This is a genomic window from Alteribacter lacisalsi, from assembly GCF_003226345.1.
In the GTDB taxonomy this organism is placed as follows: Bacteria; Bacillota; Bacilli; order Bacillales; family Salisediminibacteriaceae; genus Alteribacter; species Alteribacter lacisalsi.
Window position 1 is genome coordinate 581,411 of the sequence record NZ_PDOF01000003.1, and the last position, 15,941, is coordinate 597,351.

The window sequence follows — 15,941 nt, forward strand, 5'->3', positions numbered from 1 at the left end:
TGGACGGCATTTGTTATAATAATGTATGCGTTTTGAGGCAACGTATAAGATTAGTAATCAATAAGCTTTAACGTTTAAACAAATAATGAAACGGACGTGAATACGATGAACATTTTCATTGCTCCGGACTCTTTTAAAGGTTCGATCTCCAGTACAGATGCTGCACGTATTATTGAAAACGCTGTTACAACATCCGGTAGAAATGTCGCAGCACGGACGTTTCCAATGGCGGACGGTGGTGAAGGCACAGTTGATGCAATTCTGCTCAGTACAGGCGGAAAACGAATCGTACGTGAGGTGCATGATCCCCTGGGCCGATTGATGAAAGCCGCTTTCGGCTGGATCCCGGAAGCGAAAACGGCGGTAATTGAAACCGCTGCCGCATCAGGCCTGCCCCTTCTTACGCCATTTGAACTTGATCCCTTTGCCTGCTCTACATACGGTACAGGCGAATTGATCCGCGAAGCACTTGATCTTGGCGCGGAAACGATTATTCTTGGTCTCGGCGGAAGCGCTACCGTAGATGCAGGAACCGGGCTTTTTGAAGCACTCGGTGTGCAGTTTACCGGCCGAAACGAAAAGCCGCTCAGGCATCCCGGCGGCAGACTGATTGAGATTGCGGGTATTGATACTTCCGGCATGGATCAGAGGCTCAGGGACGTGAAAGTGGTTGTGGCTTCGGATGTGACTAACCCTCTTTTAGGTAAAAACGGCGCGGTTCATGTGTTCGGCCCGCAAAAAGGCGTCACCCCGGATCTTCTGGAACCGATGGAACAGGGAATGACTCATTTTGCTTCTGTCATTACCGAACAAACCGGAAAAGATGAAACGGCAACACCTGGGAGCGGTGCTGCAGGGGGCATCGGATTTCTGCTTCATTCCCTGCTTGATGTAGTCTTTCGTCCAGGAATAGATCTCGTTATGGAAACGTCCGGATTTACGAACGCCCTGCCTGAAGCAGACCTCGTGATTACCGGTGAAGGACGGGTCGACGGCCAGTCTCTGTTCGGAAAGGTACCTGCCGGCATCGGGCGGCTTGCCATGAAGCACAGCATTCCCGTCGCTGCTCTCGCCGGATCGATTGGAGAAGGCACTGATGCACTAGCTGAACACGGAGTGACAGTCGTTCATCCGATTACTAAAGGCCCCGCCACACTTGAAGAAGCGATGGCAGACGCTGAAGCACTCTTATACGAAGCCGCAGTGCGGCTGATCAGAACCATCCAGTTGATGGAAAAATAAAAAAGGCTTTCTTTTATTTCGCTGCAGGCGGAAGCTTTCCGCTTAATAACTTATCCTCAGGCTGGAAGGCGTCGTTTTTAAGCGAAGAAAGATAAATAAACAGGTGTTCCGATTTTTTATGGAGCACCTTTTTTGTGCCTTTAGATGGAACTTTTTCTCATTTTTGCCGTCTTAATCAAAAAGAGGTGGTGTCCTGATGAAGCTTACGTTAATAATTTTGACCCTGATCATCCTTGTCACGGCAGCCGGATGCTCAGCAGATATCCAGCACTCCGAGGGCGCTGCACAGGATTCCGGTGAAACAGGCGAGGAGGAAATACAATGGTGCAACCCTCCTCCCATCCAGGTAACGGCGGGTGAGGAAAGAATCGAAACGCTGAAGGGCTCTCAGAAGTGGAAGGTCGAGCATGACAATGGTGAGATTTCGTATTCAGAAGCAGACACTGCTCCTCCATCCACGGTTCCGGAATTTAAATACCCTCAAAACGTATCCTCCGATGCCGAGGTGACGGTTGAATTCCCCGCACCGCCTATTTCCTATCAGATCTTTGAATGGGACGAAGAAGATAACGTGATTGACAGGTTCGATGACCTGTCGCTGGCCGGACAGGAAGGGTTAAAAATCTATGAAATCCGCGCCAGATGGGAGCAGGGAATCGTCAGTTACGTGATGTATCTGGATGTTCGTTAACGAGGGGTATCCTTAAATACCCTCCTTTCTCTTAAAATCGATTGCCGAACTCTGAAACTCGCTCTGTTCTGTACTCTGAATCGGTGCGTGCCGGGAGATATCGACCTTCGCACGCAACTTATCGACCTTATTTCAGATATATCAACCTTATAACTCAACATATCGACGAAGCGACACCATTCGACACGACCAGGTTCACATACAATCCCCCCCCCTACTCCACTGCATCAAGAAAGAGCCCCCTCAAGCAAGGGGCTCTCCTTTCTTTTGCACCATTCACCCTCTGTAAACGGAAGGTTCGTTTTTTTCTGCTCCGGTCATGACTTTCGGAAACTGGCGGTAGTGGTAAGCCACCTGTGACACCTGGCCGGATGCGTCCCTGATAAATCGGACGTATTCGGTCTGTTCACCGCGTTTTGCAAGAAACAGATCTTTTTCCACACAGAGGAGATCTACTTCTCTTCCGTTCGTAGTTCCTCTCAAATCTTCTCCATCGGCAAATACCTTCAGACTCATGCCTTCCATAGACTCGTAGATGCCGGTGTAATCGGCCAGTTCCTCTTCTGTGAGTGTGCAGGCACTTTCAAGGGGATGAACCTGTGCATTGAGGTCTCTTCTGCCAGCTTGATTTAAAGCGGCATTCATGATGGCAGACACCGGCACACCGGCAAGATTTGAGAGGACAACCCCGCTCTGTTTTTTCTCCGGAATCATGGACAATTGGGAACTGATGGCCTTCAGACTTCCCCCGTGCTCGACCAGTTTATGCCCAAAGTAATCCGGCGTAATAAAGAATCCGTAGCCGTAAAACCGTCCCGGTTCAATTTCAACAAACGGTGTCATCATCTCATTTAAGCTTTCCTCAGATACAATCTTCCTGTCCTGAACCTTTCCATTTTCCAGATAAATGCCGGAGTAAATGAGCAGATCCGATACTGTTGATTTCAGGTAGCCCGCCGCCCGCATCGCAGGTGCATCCCACCATACCGGTGACGCATAGACGCGGGATTCACTCTCTTCTTTTTTTGCATAAAGTTCCGTCACGTTATCCAGTCCCTGAACTTCCTCTTCCGTGAAAAACGTCCTTGTCATGCCGGCAGGTTCGAGAATGTGTTCTTTAACATACCGCTCATACGGTTTTCCGGACACACTTTCAATGACCGCCCCGAGAATGGCGTAACCGTCATTGGAGTAACTGAAAGCTGTTCCCGGTTTACCGAGAAGAGTGACTTCCTTTTCTGTGATCGCATCGATCAGATGCCGGTAGTCATCCACCGGCTCACGGTCGGTTTCTTTAATCTCAATGCCCGGATAGTCATTGGCGTCAGGATCGTTTTTAAATGAGCGGATGCTGGCATAGACCAAGGTTGGAAGAGGCGGAAGTCCTGAGGTATGGGTCATCAGATGATGGAGGGTAATCTCTTCGGAACCGGAGCACACCCGAGCAAAATCAGGTATGTAGCGGATCACCGGATCATGCATGTCCAGTTTGCCTTCGTCTTTCAGCTGCATGACTGCAAGGCACGTGAATGATTTCGTAATCGAGGCAATGCCAAAGACGGTGTCCATTGTTACAGGCAGGTTTTCCGACTGGTTTCTGAACCCGTAGCCACGCTCGTAAAGCCGTGCCTTCCCTTCTTTCAGTCCCACAGCGACGCCCGGCACCCCTTCCTCTGTTTTGATTTTTTCCACGTAGTTGTCAAAATCGGTCATCTTCATTTGCTCGTCCTCCTCCGTTAAGTGTATAATCCTTCCTTTCTTGTCCTGTTTCCCCTTTTCCTCCGTGTACACACAGGAAGTTGGAAAAACCTCTTGCCTTCACAAGAAAAATTGTCTACACTATAAATCGTAACTATTACGATCGAAGTCATTACGATTTAATATTTATACAGGAGGCGGTCAATATGGAATGGACCATCATTGGGGGCGGCATTCAGGGCTGCACACTCGCGTGCTATCTTGTTGAAAAAGGCAACGTCTCTCCAGAGAATATCCTGATTATCGATCCCCACCCATCACCAATGGAGAACTGGAAGCACTGCACGGGAAAAATCGGCATGACTTACCTCCGTTCGCCCTTTGTTCATCACCTGTCCCCCTCCCCCTTCTCACTTGATCATTACGCCAGTAGCGAAAAGTATGCCAGCCCGTTTACAGGCAGGCAGAAAAAGCCGCGGCTCGATTTATTTAATAATCATTCCAGTGCCCAGTTTACCAGCCTTGGACTTGAGGCTTCTTGGAAACAGGGGCGTGTGTCCGGCGTGAAAAAGCAAAATGGTGCATGGCAGCTGGCCCTGGATTCGGGAGAAATCGTAACAACTCAGCATACGGTCATTGCGATCGGTCTTGGTGAGCAGCCTTTCTGGCCGGACTGGGCCCGTGAGATAAAGAACCACCGTCCCAGAAGCATTTTTCATGTGTTTGACAGCGGCTGTAATCCTGCCAATCTTCGCGGTCCTGTTACTGTTATTGGGGGAGGCATCACTGCGGCACATTTGAGTCTTCATCTGAGCAAAATCCAGTCCAACCCTGTAACCATGATTCACCGTCACCCCTTTCGTATTCACGAATTTGACAGTGATCCCGGCTGGATGGGACAGAAACATATGGGCCCGTTCCAAAAAGTAAAAAATCTTGATAAGCGGCGCCGGATGATCCGGGTTGCCCGGCATAAAGGGTCGATCCCGCGACATCTTTACCGGTCCCTGAAACATGCTGAAAAAAACAGGCAGGTCACACTTCTCTCCATGAATACAACCACTGTTTCCGAAAACTCCCGCGGTTCACTGGTATTATCTGACGAAAACATCCATCATGAAACAGAAAATGTGATCCTTGCGACCGGCTTTGAGCAGAAGCCCCCTGGAATGGACTGGCTTGCTCCTCTTATTCAGGACGAAAACCTTCAATGTGCCCGCTGCGGCTATCCCGCTGTCCCTGACTCCCTTGAATGGTGCGACCATCTGTATGTCACCGGAGGATTAGCCGAACTTGCTCTTGGACCGGCAGCTAGAAACATTTCAGGTGCCAGGCGTGGGGCACAGCGGATTGTCGACCTGCACTGCTGATCAAACTGCACATTTTATCGATGGGGCAGGTCTTCTCCTGCTTCGATGAAAACAGACTAAATAAAGGAGTTTTTTTCATGGCAACAAAACGAGTTCCTGTTACTGTGCTGAGCGGCTTTCTCGGCGCAGGTAAAACAACACTTTTAAATCACATTCTCAACAACCGCGAGAACCGGAAGGTAGCTGTCATTGTCAATGACATGAGTGAAATCAATATTGATGGTGATCTGATCGACCAGGGCGGCTTTTCCCGTACGGAAGAAAAGCTTGTGGAAATGCAAAACGGCTGCATCTGCTGCACCCTCCGCGAAGATCTGATCCTGGAAGTTAAAAAGCTGATTGAAACCGGCGATATCGATTACCTTGTGATTGAATCAACCGGGATCAGTGAGCCCGTACCAGTCGCCCAGACGTTTACGTACATGGATGAGGAAATGGGTGTTGATCTCACTGCCATCACAAGGCTCGATACGATGGTCACTGTTGTTGATGCCTATTCGTTCTGGACCGATTACAACAGCGGGGAGACCCTCGTGGACCGCGGTGAAGGGGTGGATGAAACGGACCATCGTGATGTGGTGGATCTTTTGACCGATCAGGTCGAGTTCGCTGACGTTATTGTTGTAAACAAAGCGGATAAGGTCCCTTCTGAGGAACTGACCCACCTGCAGGCGGTTTTGACAAAGCTGAATCCCGGAGCACGAATCGTTTCCGCTGCGTTTGGATCCGTTGATTTGTCACTTGTACTCAATACCGGTCTATTCGATTTTGAGAAAGCAAGCCACAGTGCCGGCTGGATCAAAGAGTTAAACGAGGAGCACGTCCCGGAAACAGAAGAATACGGCATCTCTTCTTTCGTATACAGAAGACGGCGCCCTTTCCACCCGGCTCGGCTGATGGAATGGCTCGAAAACTGGCCTGAACAGGTAATCCGCGCAAAAGGGTTTTTCTGGGCAGCCACAAGGAACGATCTTGCCGGCCTTCTCTCCCAGGCAGGAGGCTCAATTACAATTTCCGGTGCGGGAGACTGGCTGGCCTCGTATACTGAAGAAGAACGGGAATCTCTTTTTACCCAGGATCCTGAACTTAAAGAAGGTTGGGAAGAGCCGTTTGGCGACAGAGCCAACGAGATTGTTTTTATCGGAATTGACTTGAATGAAGCCGAGGTCACCGATTCTCTCGATCGTTGTCTGTTGACTGACAAAGAAATGAAACAGGACTGGAGCACTTTTACGGACCCCCTTCCCGCTTTTCAGGCTGAAAGTGTGAGCAGCTGATACAAAACTTCTGAGGTATGGGACGGAGATTCTGTCGTTTCACGTGAAACAGTTGGGTTCTGCTGACTAATTACAAGGGATTGAGGCACGAAGAAAATCGTGCCTCACCCTTCAATAATCTGATCCGCCTTGAGTATCCGTCTGATCTTCGATTACAGTAAACCGTTTCACTGCTTCTTTCAGTTTTTCAAAATCATCCATATGAATAAATTTGTACTTGAGTTCAACCTTACTCTCGTCTCTTAACATTAATATGATTGCCTCTTCTGCCAGGATGGCTTTTTTCACGTCGATACTCCCAATCTTTTTTCTTTGCATGGGAAAACCTCGATGAATAGAGAGAACCCCCTCTTCCATTCTTATATAATCGATTTTTGTGATGGATAAGTACGCGGCCGACAGGAATGATCCTATAATGACATTCATTCCAATCAATGAACGGATAAACAGAGGGAAATCAGTGGATAAAGGGAACTGGATCATGTTTAATACCGCTGCCATCATCACACCTGACAGGATCCACGCTCCCCTCGTTCTGTATTTGATTTTCACACCTCGCCGCCTCCAAACTCAGATGTTTATTTCTACCGTAACATACAGGACAGCTCGCATTTGACACTCTGAGTGTGTGCTTTTTTAAAACTGCTGCCATCTCGGCTATACTGGGAGGAGACAGAACGAGGACAGGAGCTGGTTCTTTTTTATGACAGAGACGAAACAGACGATCCGGGAGCGGGTCTGGGATACGATGGAACAGGAAAAAGTCGGCCGGTTTCCTTTTCCCCTTAGAGGCCGGATCCCGAATTTTAAAGGTGCCGAAGCGGCTGCCAGGCACGTGTTTGAACTGGAAGTCTATAAAGAGGCAAAAGTTGTGAAGGTAAACCCTGATTCCCCGCAGCTGCCAATCCGCGCCCAGGTGCTAAAAGACGGGAAGACGCTTCTCATACCAACGCCTCGGCTCAAGGACGGCTTTGTGCGGATTGATCCGGCTGCCGTGCCGCCGGGAGAGGAAAAAAAAGCGGCCAGTCTGAAGCATATGAACAGCTATGGACAAGTTGTGCCCCTTAAAGATCTTCCCCGGATCGATCTGCTGGTCGTGGGGTCGGTCGCCCTTCACCGGGACGGCCGCAGGCTTGGAAAAGGGGCAGGCTTTGCTGACCGGGAGTATGCCATCCTTCGTGAGCTCGGCAATCCGGAAATTCCTGTGGTCGGAACCGTAAACAGTGTCCAGCTCGTGGAAGACGACATTCCAAGAGACCAATACGATCTGACGGCAGATTACATTGCGACGGAAAAGGAATGCTTTGCGACCCGCTCGCCCTATGATAAACCATCAGGCATTGACTGGACCCGTGTGACAGACGAAGAGATGGAAGCCATGCCTGTACTTGAGGAAATACGGCGGATTACGAAAGCGTAACTGAACAGAAAAGCCCGTACTCTTGATTTGAGAATACGGGCTTTTGTCTATTCTTTATAGTTGGATTCCTCATAATGAACGGTCTTGATCCGAATCGAAGAATCGTGAAAATCGCCGCTCTGGAGTTTCCACGTGCTGTCGAGCTGATGAGGTACGGTAACGCCGCTTGCCGTCTCACGGTAGTCAGAGTAGGCGATTTGCCACGCTTCTGTCTCATCACCCCGGTGGCGGTTGGCGGCATGAGCCGATTCAGGCAGACCTGATTCGCTGAAGGTGAACACAATGGTTCCCTCCTCCTGTCCGCTTTTCACCAGTGCCGTCACTTCCCTCTCGCCCGTCTGTTCAAGGGTGACAGAAGGATTGTGAATAAACGCCTGGGGACAGAGAACAAGTTCCCCTGCATAGCGTACAAGAAGCCCTTGGCGGACACTTTCTCCTCCTGTCCGGTTAACCGGAAATACAGACCAAAGTCTGGTAATGTGTGTACCGGTCTGATCTGTCAGTTTTTCAATCGTATTCATACGAACCACCGCATTTATTCTTGAAAATCCCATCCAGACAAAACCGGGCTTATCTGTCCGGAAAAACTGCTCTCCCTTAATCAGGGACCACTTTTCTTCCGGCTTCATCCGCCGGAAGCCCTCATAGGTGACAAAGGCTTCAGTAAGATCGGCTTCCTCTGCCGCCTTAATCTTTCTCAGGTAGGTATCAATCAGAGGCGGGACTTCTCCTTCTCCCTTGTACACCTCTTCGTTGTCTTCCATTTTCATATACAGAACGTCTTCTCTGAAGCGGTTCAGAAACACCCAGTTGCTGATTAACAGCACGCCAAGCGACAGAACTCCCAGTACAACGATGACGACGACAATATCAGAAAGAATCTGTTCGGTCAAAGGTAATCCCTCTCTCTTTTTTGAATGCTTTTCTTCTTATACCCTTTTTACGATGAAAAAAATCACCTCTGGTCTAAGGCGGACATAAAGAGAAGCCCGGTGCCCCTAATGGACACGGACTTCTCATTTTTTAGCCTTTTAGCCTTTACGGCGTTTTGCTGCAAAAGCGAAATCTTTTTTCTTTCCTTCAGGACGGCTGCGGCGGTTATCGCTGCTGCCCGGACGGCCTCTGCGGTCGTTACTGCGTGGCTTTCCGCCTCCGCGGTATCCGCCTTTGCCTTTATATCCGCCTCCGCCTTTTGGTCCTTTGCCGTGCTTAATCCGGACCGGCGGCTCGCTCGTAAGGTTGATCGATACTTCTTTTCCAGGCTCCTTGCTCGCCAGTTTCAGTGCCGCCGAGACAAGTGTTACGGCATCGTAGGAACCGAGAAGCTCTTCCGCTTTCTCAGTAAGAGAGGCGAATTCCTCATTCTCAATGACTTCCGTAAGCTGCTCTGCAGCCTGCTGCTGACGTCCTTCGCTGGCATCTTTCAAGGTTGGTGCTTTTTCGAACGTCATTTTCTTTTTCGTTGTCTTTTCGATGACGTTGATGTGTTCCTTCTCACGCGGTGTTACGAATGAGAACGCCACACCGTGCTTCCCTGCACGTCCGGTACGGCCGATACGGTGCACGTAGCTCTCCGGATCCTGCGGAAGGTCGAAGTTAAACACGTGGGAAACGCCGCTTACGTCAAGACCGCGGGCAGCCACGTCTGTCGCAACAAGAATTTCAATGCGCTTTGACTTAAATTTCTGGATGACTTTATCACGCTTGTTCTGCGGAAGGTCACCATGAATCCCTTCCACTTCGTAACCACGCTGGAAAAGAGCGTCGGCAAGCTCATCAACACGGCGCTTCGTACGGCCGAACACGATCGCCAGCTCAGGAGAGTGAATGTCAATGAGACGGCAGAGCGTATCGAACTTCTGGCGCTCATGAACTTCCACATAACGCTGGTCGATGTTCGCTACAGTCATTTCCTTTGCTTTTACTTTCACTTGTGCCGGATCGTTCATATATTTGTTCAGGATGGATTGCAGGCGCGGAGGCATTGTTGCAGAGAACAGAAGCGTCTGGCGGTTGTCAGGAACCGACTCAAGAATCTCCTCGATCTCTTCCACAAAGCCCATGCTGAGCATTTCGTCTGCTTCATCAAGCACAACTGTGTTGATGTCAGAGAGTTTGATCGTGCCGCGGCGCATGTGGTCCTGAAGACGTCCTGGTGTAGCCACGATAATCTGCGGGCGGTTCTTCAGCGCACGGATCTGACGTCCAATTTCCTGGCCGCCGTAGATTGGAAGAGCGCGGACACTGCTGTAGCGTCCGATTTTGTTAAGCTCTTCTGCAACCTGAATGGCAAGCTCACGTGTCGGTGCAAGGACGATCCCCTGTGGAAGACGCGTCTCCTGCTCCATTTTTTCAATAAGGGGAATACCAAAAGCGGCTGTTTTCCCTGTTCCTGTCTGGGCCTGGCCGATCACGTCCTTGCCTGTCTTGGCAATCGGAAGAACATCCTTCTGGATCGGGGTAGGCTCCTCAAACCCCATCTGGTCTAGTGATTTGAGTAATAGTGGATGAATATCTAAATCTGCAAATACTGTCAAAAAAACCGAACTCCTTTTTTGTTTCAATTTTGGTGGCTCTCAGCTGCATGATTTGCCTTCAATACGGGCACGATTAAATCTCCGGTCACCCTGATGGTTTGGCACATCACAGCGCACTTTCGCCGAATGTATATCATACTCTTCTCATTTGAAGAAGCTATATCATCAGTTATGCTCAATTGAGCGAGATCTAATCTGTTTTTTATTAACATTTCAGAGGCATAAAGAAAACCCGGTTCATACCGGGATTTTATTCGTTAAGAGCCGATAAATACGCGGATAAGAAAATGGCATTAAAAAGGGCATATCCCTGATACGTTGGAATATGCCCGTTCATTCCTATAGGAATCGAGTTGGATTACAGACGTACAACGTTTGCTGCTTGTGGACCGCGGTCGCCTTCAACGATTTCAAATTCAACTTCTTGACCTTCTTCAAGAGTTTTGAAACCTTCAGCATTGATCGCAGAGAAGTGTACGAAAACGTCGTCTCCGTCTTCACGCTCGATGAAACCGAAACCTTTTTCTGAGTTAAACCATTTTACTTTACCTGTCATAATGACGGCCTCCTTTAGAGAAAAGAAAATTCGTGAAAACTGAATACCGTAAAACCATATTTCCAAAATCCTTAAGAGGCCGGAAAAAATGTTTTTCGATGTTCAAGATTTTCAATCCTCTTTACTATATCATGCAGGTACGGGAAAAGCAAATTACACAAGGGTAAAAGTGCGTATTGCCACTTTGTGCCCATTCGTCAGGAAGGATTTGTGAGTGCTCTCTTTATGACTTCCTCCCGGTCGTCTGTGTGACTAAGGGGATGGCTGGCTTATCGCAGGTTGTTCATGCCGAGGCCGCGTATGGGGGGGGGGGGCGGACTATTCCTGCACTCCTATAGCTTCAATCTCAATAAGCGCTCCTTTAGGCAGCTTAGCGACCTCAACCGCACTTCTGGACGGATACGGCTCTTCCAGGTAAGACGCATAAATCTCGTTTACTTTCGCAAAGTCATCCATGTTCTGAAGAAAGATGGTCAGTTTGACGGCGTGTTTCAGGCTGCTGCCGCCTGCCTGAAGAACGGCTTCAACATTTTTCATTACCTGGTGCGTCTGCGCTTCCACTCCATCAGCCATCTCCCCTGTTTCCGGGTCGAGGCCGATCTGGCCGGACGTGTAAACAAGTCCGTTAATTGTAATGCCCTGGGAATAAGGGCCGATCGCACCCGGTGCGTTCGCGGTTGCTACCGGCTCGGTTTTTCTGGTCATAGTGGTATCCTCCTCTTGGAATTCGGGATTGTGATGGGTTTATTTTATCACGGGTTAATGAAGCAGCAAACGATTTCCATATAAATGGGCGGATTCCATAAATATGATGAGGGATTACATAATTCTCACGATAATTAAATAATCCTGACGTTAATTAAATAATCCTGTAATTATTTGCGTAATCTTACTTTTACTTGAGCAAATCACTGAGGCAATATACCGCCCCTTTCGTGCCACCTTTCATCTGAAGCCTCTGCTTCCTCAAATAATAGCTGGCCTGAGGCCCATTTTCCATATGACAGAAGTTCATAAACTGTTTCTTAGTCAAATATTCCGATACAATCAGCGCATAATCTCTCATGGTTGGCGGTAGCACTGTCTCAGAGTTGCCTGTAAAACCGCATCTCCCGCAACACCACTTTGTTTTCCTTTTCAGCATAGGGATCTGTGAACATGCGGGGCAGCGGACACCGGTTATGAGGTCAGACTGGGGAATGCCGTATGTGCTGAGAACATTTCTTTTTAAAGGCCTATCCATCAGAAGAATGCGGTCACAGATGGCCTGGAGCTGCACGTCAGTCAGGCACACACCAGTCTTTTGCCCGAGCAGCTTCTGAATGCGCTGAGGCAGGACTTCCGAGCGGAATAAGCGGCCAGCCATCGATTTATCCATGGAGGCTGGATCAAGAAAAGCCTGGGAGTGGGTCAGCACGGCATACGCCTCAATCGGGACTTCGGCAGATAACTTCTGCTTTACAAGCCACCCCGTAAAATCATCCCGGTGACTCTGTACCTGCAGAAGTGGCTGCCTGAACACCTGGCGTTCCCCGGTATCAGCGTCCACCCGTGTGAACTGACCGGTTTCCCCATCGAACTCAAGCCGTCCTTTAAAGTTCTTTGATTCGAGAAAAATGTGCTGATGCCTGGAGAGAATCATGAGGTCTGTTTCAAAGTGGTATCCGTACTGAAGGAGTCTGACATTGTGGAGAAAGTTGAGGTCCGGCCGTTCGGCAAAAGAACGGAGCGTGTACAGGAGGTGCTTCTCACCGGCATAACCTGATCGGTAACCTCCCAGGTCGTTCACAATTTTACCGTAACGTGGGTGGCGGGGCGGAAGGCGGCGGGAAAGGGCTTCGAGCTGGTCAATAATAACGGGGCGTTTAAGTGGTTTAACGATCAAGAGGAAACTCCTTTCGGGGAAGGATAAAAATCTGCCTTGCTTCAATTCGACAAAGAGTTAAGAAATCCTCTCAGCCTTTTCACTGAAAAATCCCCGCCTCCCAAAGGAAGGCGGGGCCAAAATAGCTGTCATTACCTCCCGTAAGAGGCGACCTGCACGAGAATGTCCTCCTGCTCCTTCCAGAGGCGCTGGGCTTCCCGCACATCCGATTTTATAAACCGGATTTTTCCGCCGGGCGGCAGCTGGGCAACCTTCCATAGGTCGGCTCCGATTACCGTGGCAATTTTTGTGTAGCCGCCTGTCGTCTGGCGGTCGGCCATGAGGATGATCGGCTGTCCGTCCCCCGGTACCTGCACAGAACCAAAGGCAATCGCGTCGCTCAGAATGTCGGCGCCATTTTTGTGTGTCAGCGGTGTCTCCCCCTGAAGGCGGTATCCCATTCTGTCAGACTGGTGGCTCACTTCGTAGAACTCAGAAAAGAACCGGTCCAGTGACTCGTCATCAAAACTGTCATCCTGGGGACCCGGTATGGCCCGGACTTCCACTTCCCGGTCGTACTGGGGAATGTGTTCGGCGGCAACCCGGCGGCCGGAGTGAAGCTCAAGGTCATTCGCCTCTTCTCCAGCCTTGACTGTGTCCCCTTTGCGCAGTTCCCTGCCTTCAAACCCGCCGATGCCGGCCTTCAGATATGTGCTTTTGCTGCCCATCACTTCGGGCACTTCAATGCCGCCGCGTACGCTGATGTACAGGCGGGCGCCGTTTACCGGGCGGCCGAAGCTCACCTTGCTTCCTTCTCTCACAAGGTAGCTTTTCCACGTTGGCACCGTTTCACCGTCAATTTCCGGCTGCAGATTCGCTCCTGTAAAAGCAAGTACAAGATCTTTTTCCACTTTCAGTACCGGACCCATTATGGTTACCTCAATGACAGCCTCGTTTCTGGCATTCCCGACCAGTACATTTGCCATCTGCATCGCATACTCGTCCATGGCTCCGGCAGGACTGAGTCCAAACTGCTGATAGCCGAGGCGGCCGCGGTCCTGCACTGTTGTTAAAAGACCCGCTTTCTCAACTGTAAAACTCATCAGTCTCCCACCTTCCTGATTTCCACACCGGCTTCCTGGAGGCTTGTACGGAGATTCTGCACAAAGGCAAGGGCTTTTGGTCCGTCACCGTGTACACAGATTGTATCCGGTTCAATCGGAATTTCTGTTCCATCAACCGCTGTGACTACCCCGTTTTTAATCATTTTCAATACCCGTTCTGTCACTTCAGCCTCGTCTTCTATTACCGATCCGGCTTCTGTCCGCGGAGTCAGGGTGCCATCAGGCTGGTAGGAGCGGTCGGCAAACACCTCCTGGGCCATTTTAAGCCCGTGTTCCTTGCCCGCTTTCACCAGTTCGCTTCCTGCCAGGCCGAAAAGGATGAGCGAGTCGTCTACATCCCGTACAGCTCGTGCAATTGCATCAGCTGTGACACGGTTTTTTGCTGCCATGTTAAACAGGGCGCCGTGCGGCTTGACGTGCTGGAGGCGCTCTCCTTCAAGCTGAACAAAGGCGTTCAGTGCCCCAATCTGATACACGACCATGTTATAGACATCCTCGGGCTCCACTTCAATATACCTCCGGCCAAAGCCGCCGAGATCCGGCAGTCCCGGATGTGCACCGAGCCCGGTGCCGGACGCCGCTGCAAGTTTTACCGTAGCCCGCATCACGTTATGATCGCCTGCGTGATACCCACAGGCAATATTGGCCGAGCTCACAAGCTTGAGTACTTCCGGGTCCTGCCCGATTGTATAATTACCGAAGCTTTCTCCTAGGTCACTGTTCAAATCAATGCGCATGTTCTCCCTCCTCAATGTGTACGATCTGTTCTCCTCCCTCCGCACGGCGGCAGAGGTCTTTGTACTCTTTTTCGTCGACCGGTTTAAAACGGATCCGGTCCCCTGCCTGCAGAAGGAATGGATCCGCCTGCTCCTGGTCAAACAGCTTTACCGGCGTATGCCCGACCAGCTGCCAGCCGCCAGGGGAATCGAGCGGGTAAATGCCTGTCTGCTCCCCCGCGATCCCAACGGAGCCTGCAGGAACCTTCTGGCGCGGATTGTCTCTTCTTGGGGTATGAAGTTTTTCCGAAAGACCGCCCAGATAAGGAAAGCCCGGGTTAAATCCGAGCATGTAGACGAGATAATCCGGCTCGCTGTGAAGACGGATCACCTCTTCCTTGTCCATTTCGTTATGGGAGGCTAAATCCTCAAGGTCCGGTCCACCTTCGCTGCCATAAAACACGGGTATGTGAATAATCCGGCCTTCACCCGTTTCTTCGTTTTGCACCTGCTTTTCGCACTCCTTTAAGAATGCCGTCATTTCATCGTAGCCGGCTGTTTCCGGCTTGTAATATACAGTCAGCGAGGCATACGCCGGCACCCACTCTGTTACAGCAGGGTGAACGTTGTCGCCGATCACCTTGCAGAGTGCACGGATGTAGCGGTTGGTCTGTTCTGATATTTTTTCATCGAATCCGATGCGGATTGCTTTCTCCCCCACCGGCTTAAAAGATTGAATCTGCGTCATGTAAGCCTCCTCCTTTTGAAGTTGCTTCGCTTTTCAATTGGCATATACTCCTCTAATATCCGCTTTTTATTATAACAAATCGTCCGAAAAACATAATAACGCAAAAAACCGGAAATCCCTCTCAGGATCCGGCTGTATGCTTCCTTATTGATGTTGCCTGATCGTAACACGCAGGCTGCGGTCGGTGCGAATGTCATCTTCATGCTCATTCTGTTTAATCGCACTGGTACATTTCGGGCATCGGACGGCACGCTGGGAAATGTCCGAAAAACAGTATGGACATGTTTTCTGCTGTGAAGCTTCTTTGGGAAGCCGTTTAAGCCGGTTCATCTGCAGAATAATAAAATAGGCTGCCCCTGCGATGATGCTAAAGTGCAGAATCGTCTCGATAAACACACCATAGTTAATCGTTGCCGCCCCGGCTTCCTGGGCTTCTGCAAGCGACCGGAACTGACCGCCGGAAAGGTTCACATACAGGTTCGAAAAATCAACTCTGCCCAGTACAAGGCCTACAGGAGGCATGATGATGTCGGAAACAAACGAACTGACCACTTTTCCGAAGGCAGCACCGATAATGATACCGATCCCCATATCAACGATCGTTCCACGTGTAGCAAATTCCTTCAGACCTTTTAAAAACACCGCGGGCACCTCCTTACGTTTAAAAGGTATGTCCACCAGCGGTGATTATGAATATT

The 15,941-nt window shown here is 50.0% G+C and carries 16 protein-coding genes; 5 read left to right on the forward strand and 11 right to left on the reverse strand.

What is annotated here, in order from left to right:
• Positions 1–105 precede the first annotated feature (105 nt).
• On the forward strand, positions 106–1,242 hold the full coding sequence (locus tag CR205_RS17610) for a glycerate kinase (RefSeq protein WP_110521450.1): 1,137 nt from the start codon (positions 106–108) through the stop codon (positions 1,240–1,242).
• Positions 1,243–1,438: 196 nt separating this feature from the next.
• Entirely contained in the window at positions 1,439–1,933 is a 495-nt protein-coding gene (locus CR205_RS17615; protein ID WP_110521451.1) for a hypothetical protein, read from the forward strand.
• 276 nt (positions 1,934–2,209) lie between these two features.
• On the opposite strand, the gene CR205_RS17620 is transcribed toward CR205_RS17615, so the two are convergent.
• The gene (locus CR205_RS17620; protein ID WP_110521452.1) at positions 2,210–3,652 is read right to left on the reverse strand and encodes a serine hydrolase; all 1,443 of its coding nucleotides are present in this window, start codon (positions 3,650–3,652) and stop codon (positions 2,210–2,212) included.
• A gap of 185 nt (positions 3,653–3,837) precedes the next feature.
• On the opposite strand from CR205_RS17620, the gene CR205_RS17625 reads away from it, so the two are divergent.
• Together CR205_RS17625 and CR205_RS17630 are read left to right on the forward strand one after the other, a co-directional pair.
• Positions 3,838–5,001 carry an FAD/NAD(P)-binding protein gene (locus CR205_RS17625; protein ID WP_110521453.1) on the forward strand — a complete coding sequence of 388 codons (1,164 nt, stop codon included), beginning with the start codon at positions 3,838–3,840 and terminating at the stop codon, positions 4,999–5,001.
• A gap of 77 nt (positions 5,002–5,078) precedes the next feature.
• Complete coding sequence (locus CR205_RS17630) at positions 5,079–6,278, forward strand: GTP-binding protein (RefSeq protein ID WP_110521454.1); 1,200 nt, start codon at positions 5,079–5,081, stop codon at positions 6,276–6,278.
• A gap of 111 nt (positions 6,279–6,389) precedes the next feature.
• Here CR205_RS17630 and CR205_RS17635 read toward each other — a convergent pair whose 3' ends face one another.
• Entirely contained in the window at positions 6,390–6,830 is a 441-nt protein-coding gene (locus CR205_RS17635) for a hypothetical protein (protein ID WP_110521455.1), read from the reverse strand.
• A 151-nt stretch (positions 6,831–6,981) separates the two neighbouring features.
• Between CR205_RS17635 and CR205_RS17640 the strand changes: the two genes are divergently transcribed.
• Positions 6,982–7,698 carry a 5-formyltetrahydrofolate cyclo-ligase gene (locus tag CR205_RS17640; protein ID WP_110521456.1) on the forward strand — a complete coding sequence of 239 codons (717 nt, stop codon included), beginning with the start codon at positions 6,982–6,984 and terminating at the stop codon, positions 7,696–7,698.
• Between the two features lie 47 nt (positions 7,699–7,745).
• Here the strand turns inward: CR205_RS17640 and CR205_RS17645 are convergent, their stop codons facing one another.
• The 9 genes from CR205_RS17645 to mscL all read right to left on the reverse strand — a co-directional run bounded on the left by CR205_RS17645 (position 7,746) and on the right by mscL (position 15,885).
• Positions 7,746–8,591, reverse strand: coding sequence for a DUF6544 family protein (locus CR205_RS17645; RefSeq protein WP_110521457.1), 846 nt, complete (start codon positions 8,589–8,591; stop codon positions 7,746–7,748).
• Between the two features lie 138 nt (positions 8,592–8,729).
• On the reverse strand, positions 8,730–10,235 hold the full coding sequence (locus CR205_RS17650; RefSeq protein WP_236634881.1) for a DEAD/DEAH box helicase: 1,506 nt from the start codon (positions 10,233–10,235) through the stop codon (positions 8,730–8,732).
• Positions 10,236–10,593: 358 nt separating this feature from the next.
• On the reverse strand, positions 10,594–10,794 hold the full coding sequence (locus CR205_RS17655) for a cold shock domain-containing protein (protein WP_201745416.1): 201 nt from the start codon (positions 10,792–10,794) through the stop codon (positions 10,594–10,596).
• Between the two features lie 315 nt (positions 10,795–11,109).
• Entirely contained in the window at positions 11,110–11,496 is a 387-nt protein-coding gene (locus CR205_RS17660; protein WP_110521459.1) for a RidA family protein, read from the reverse strand.
• A 190-nt stretch (positions 11,497–11,686) separates the two neighbouring features.
• Complete coding sequence (locus tag CR205_RS17665; protein WP_161524829.1) at positions 11,687–12,676, reverse strand: nuclease-related domain-containing protein; 990 nt, start codon at positions 12,674–12,676, stop codon at positions 11,687–11,689.
• A gap of 131 nt (positions 12,677–12,807) precedes the next feature.
• Complete coding sequence (locus CR205_RS17670; protein WP_110521461.1) at positions 12,808–13,758, reverse strand: 5-oxoprolinase subunit C family protein; 951 nt, start codon at positions 13,756–13,758, stop codon at positions 12,808–12,810.
• Positions 13,758–14,516: a LamB/YcsF family protein gene (locus CR205_RS17675; RefSeq protein ID WP_110521462.1), complete on the reverse strand. Its 759-nt coding sequence runs from the start codon at positions 14,514–14,516 to the stop codon at positions 13,758–13,760. The genes CR205_RS17670 and CR205_RS17675 overlap by 1 nt, the downstream gene beginning before the upstream one ends.
• On the reverse strand, positions 14,506–15,243 hold the full coding sequence (gene pxpB, locus CR205_RS17680) for a 5-oxoprolinase subunit PxpB (protein ID WP_110521463.1): 738 nt from the start codon (positions 15,241–15,243) through the stop codon (positions 14,506–14,508). Before pxpB ends, CR205_RS17675 begins: the two co-directional genes overlap by 11 nt.
• Positions 15,244–15,387: 144 nt before the next feature.
• Positions 15,388–15,885 carry a large conductance mechanosensitive channel protein MscL gene (gene mscL / locus CR205_RS17685; protein ID WP_110521464.1) on the reverse strand — a complete coding sequence of 166 codons (498 nt, stop codon included), beginning with the start codon at positions 15,883–15,885 and terminating at the stop codon, positions 15,388–15,390.
• Between the last annotated feature and the right edge of the window lie 56 nt (positions 15,886–15,941).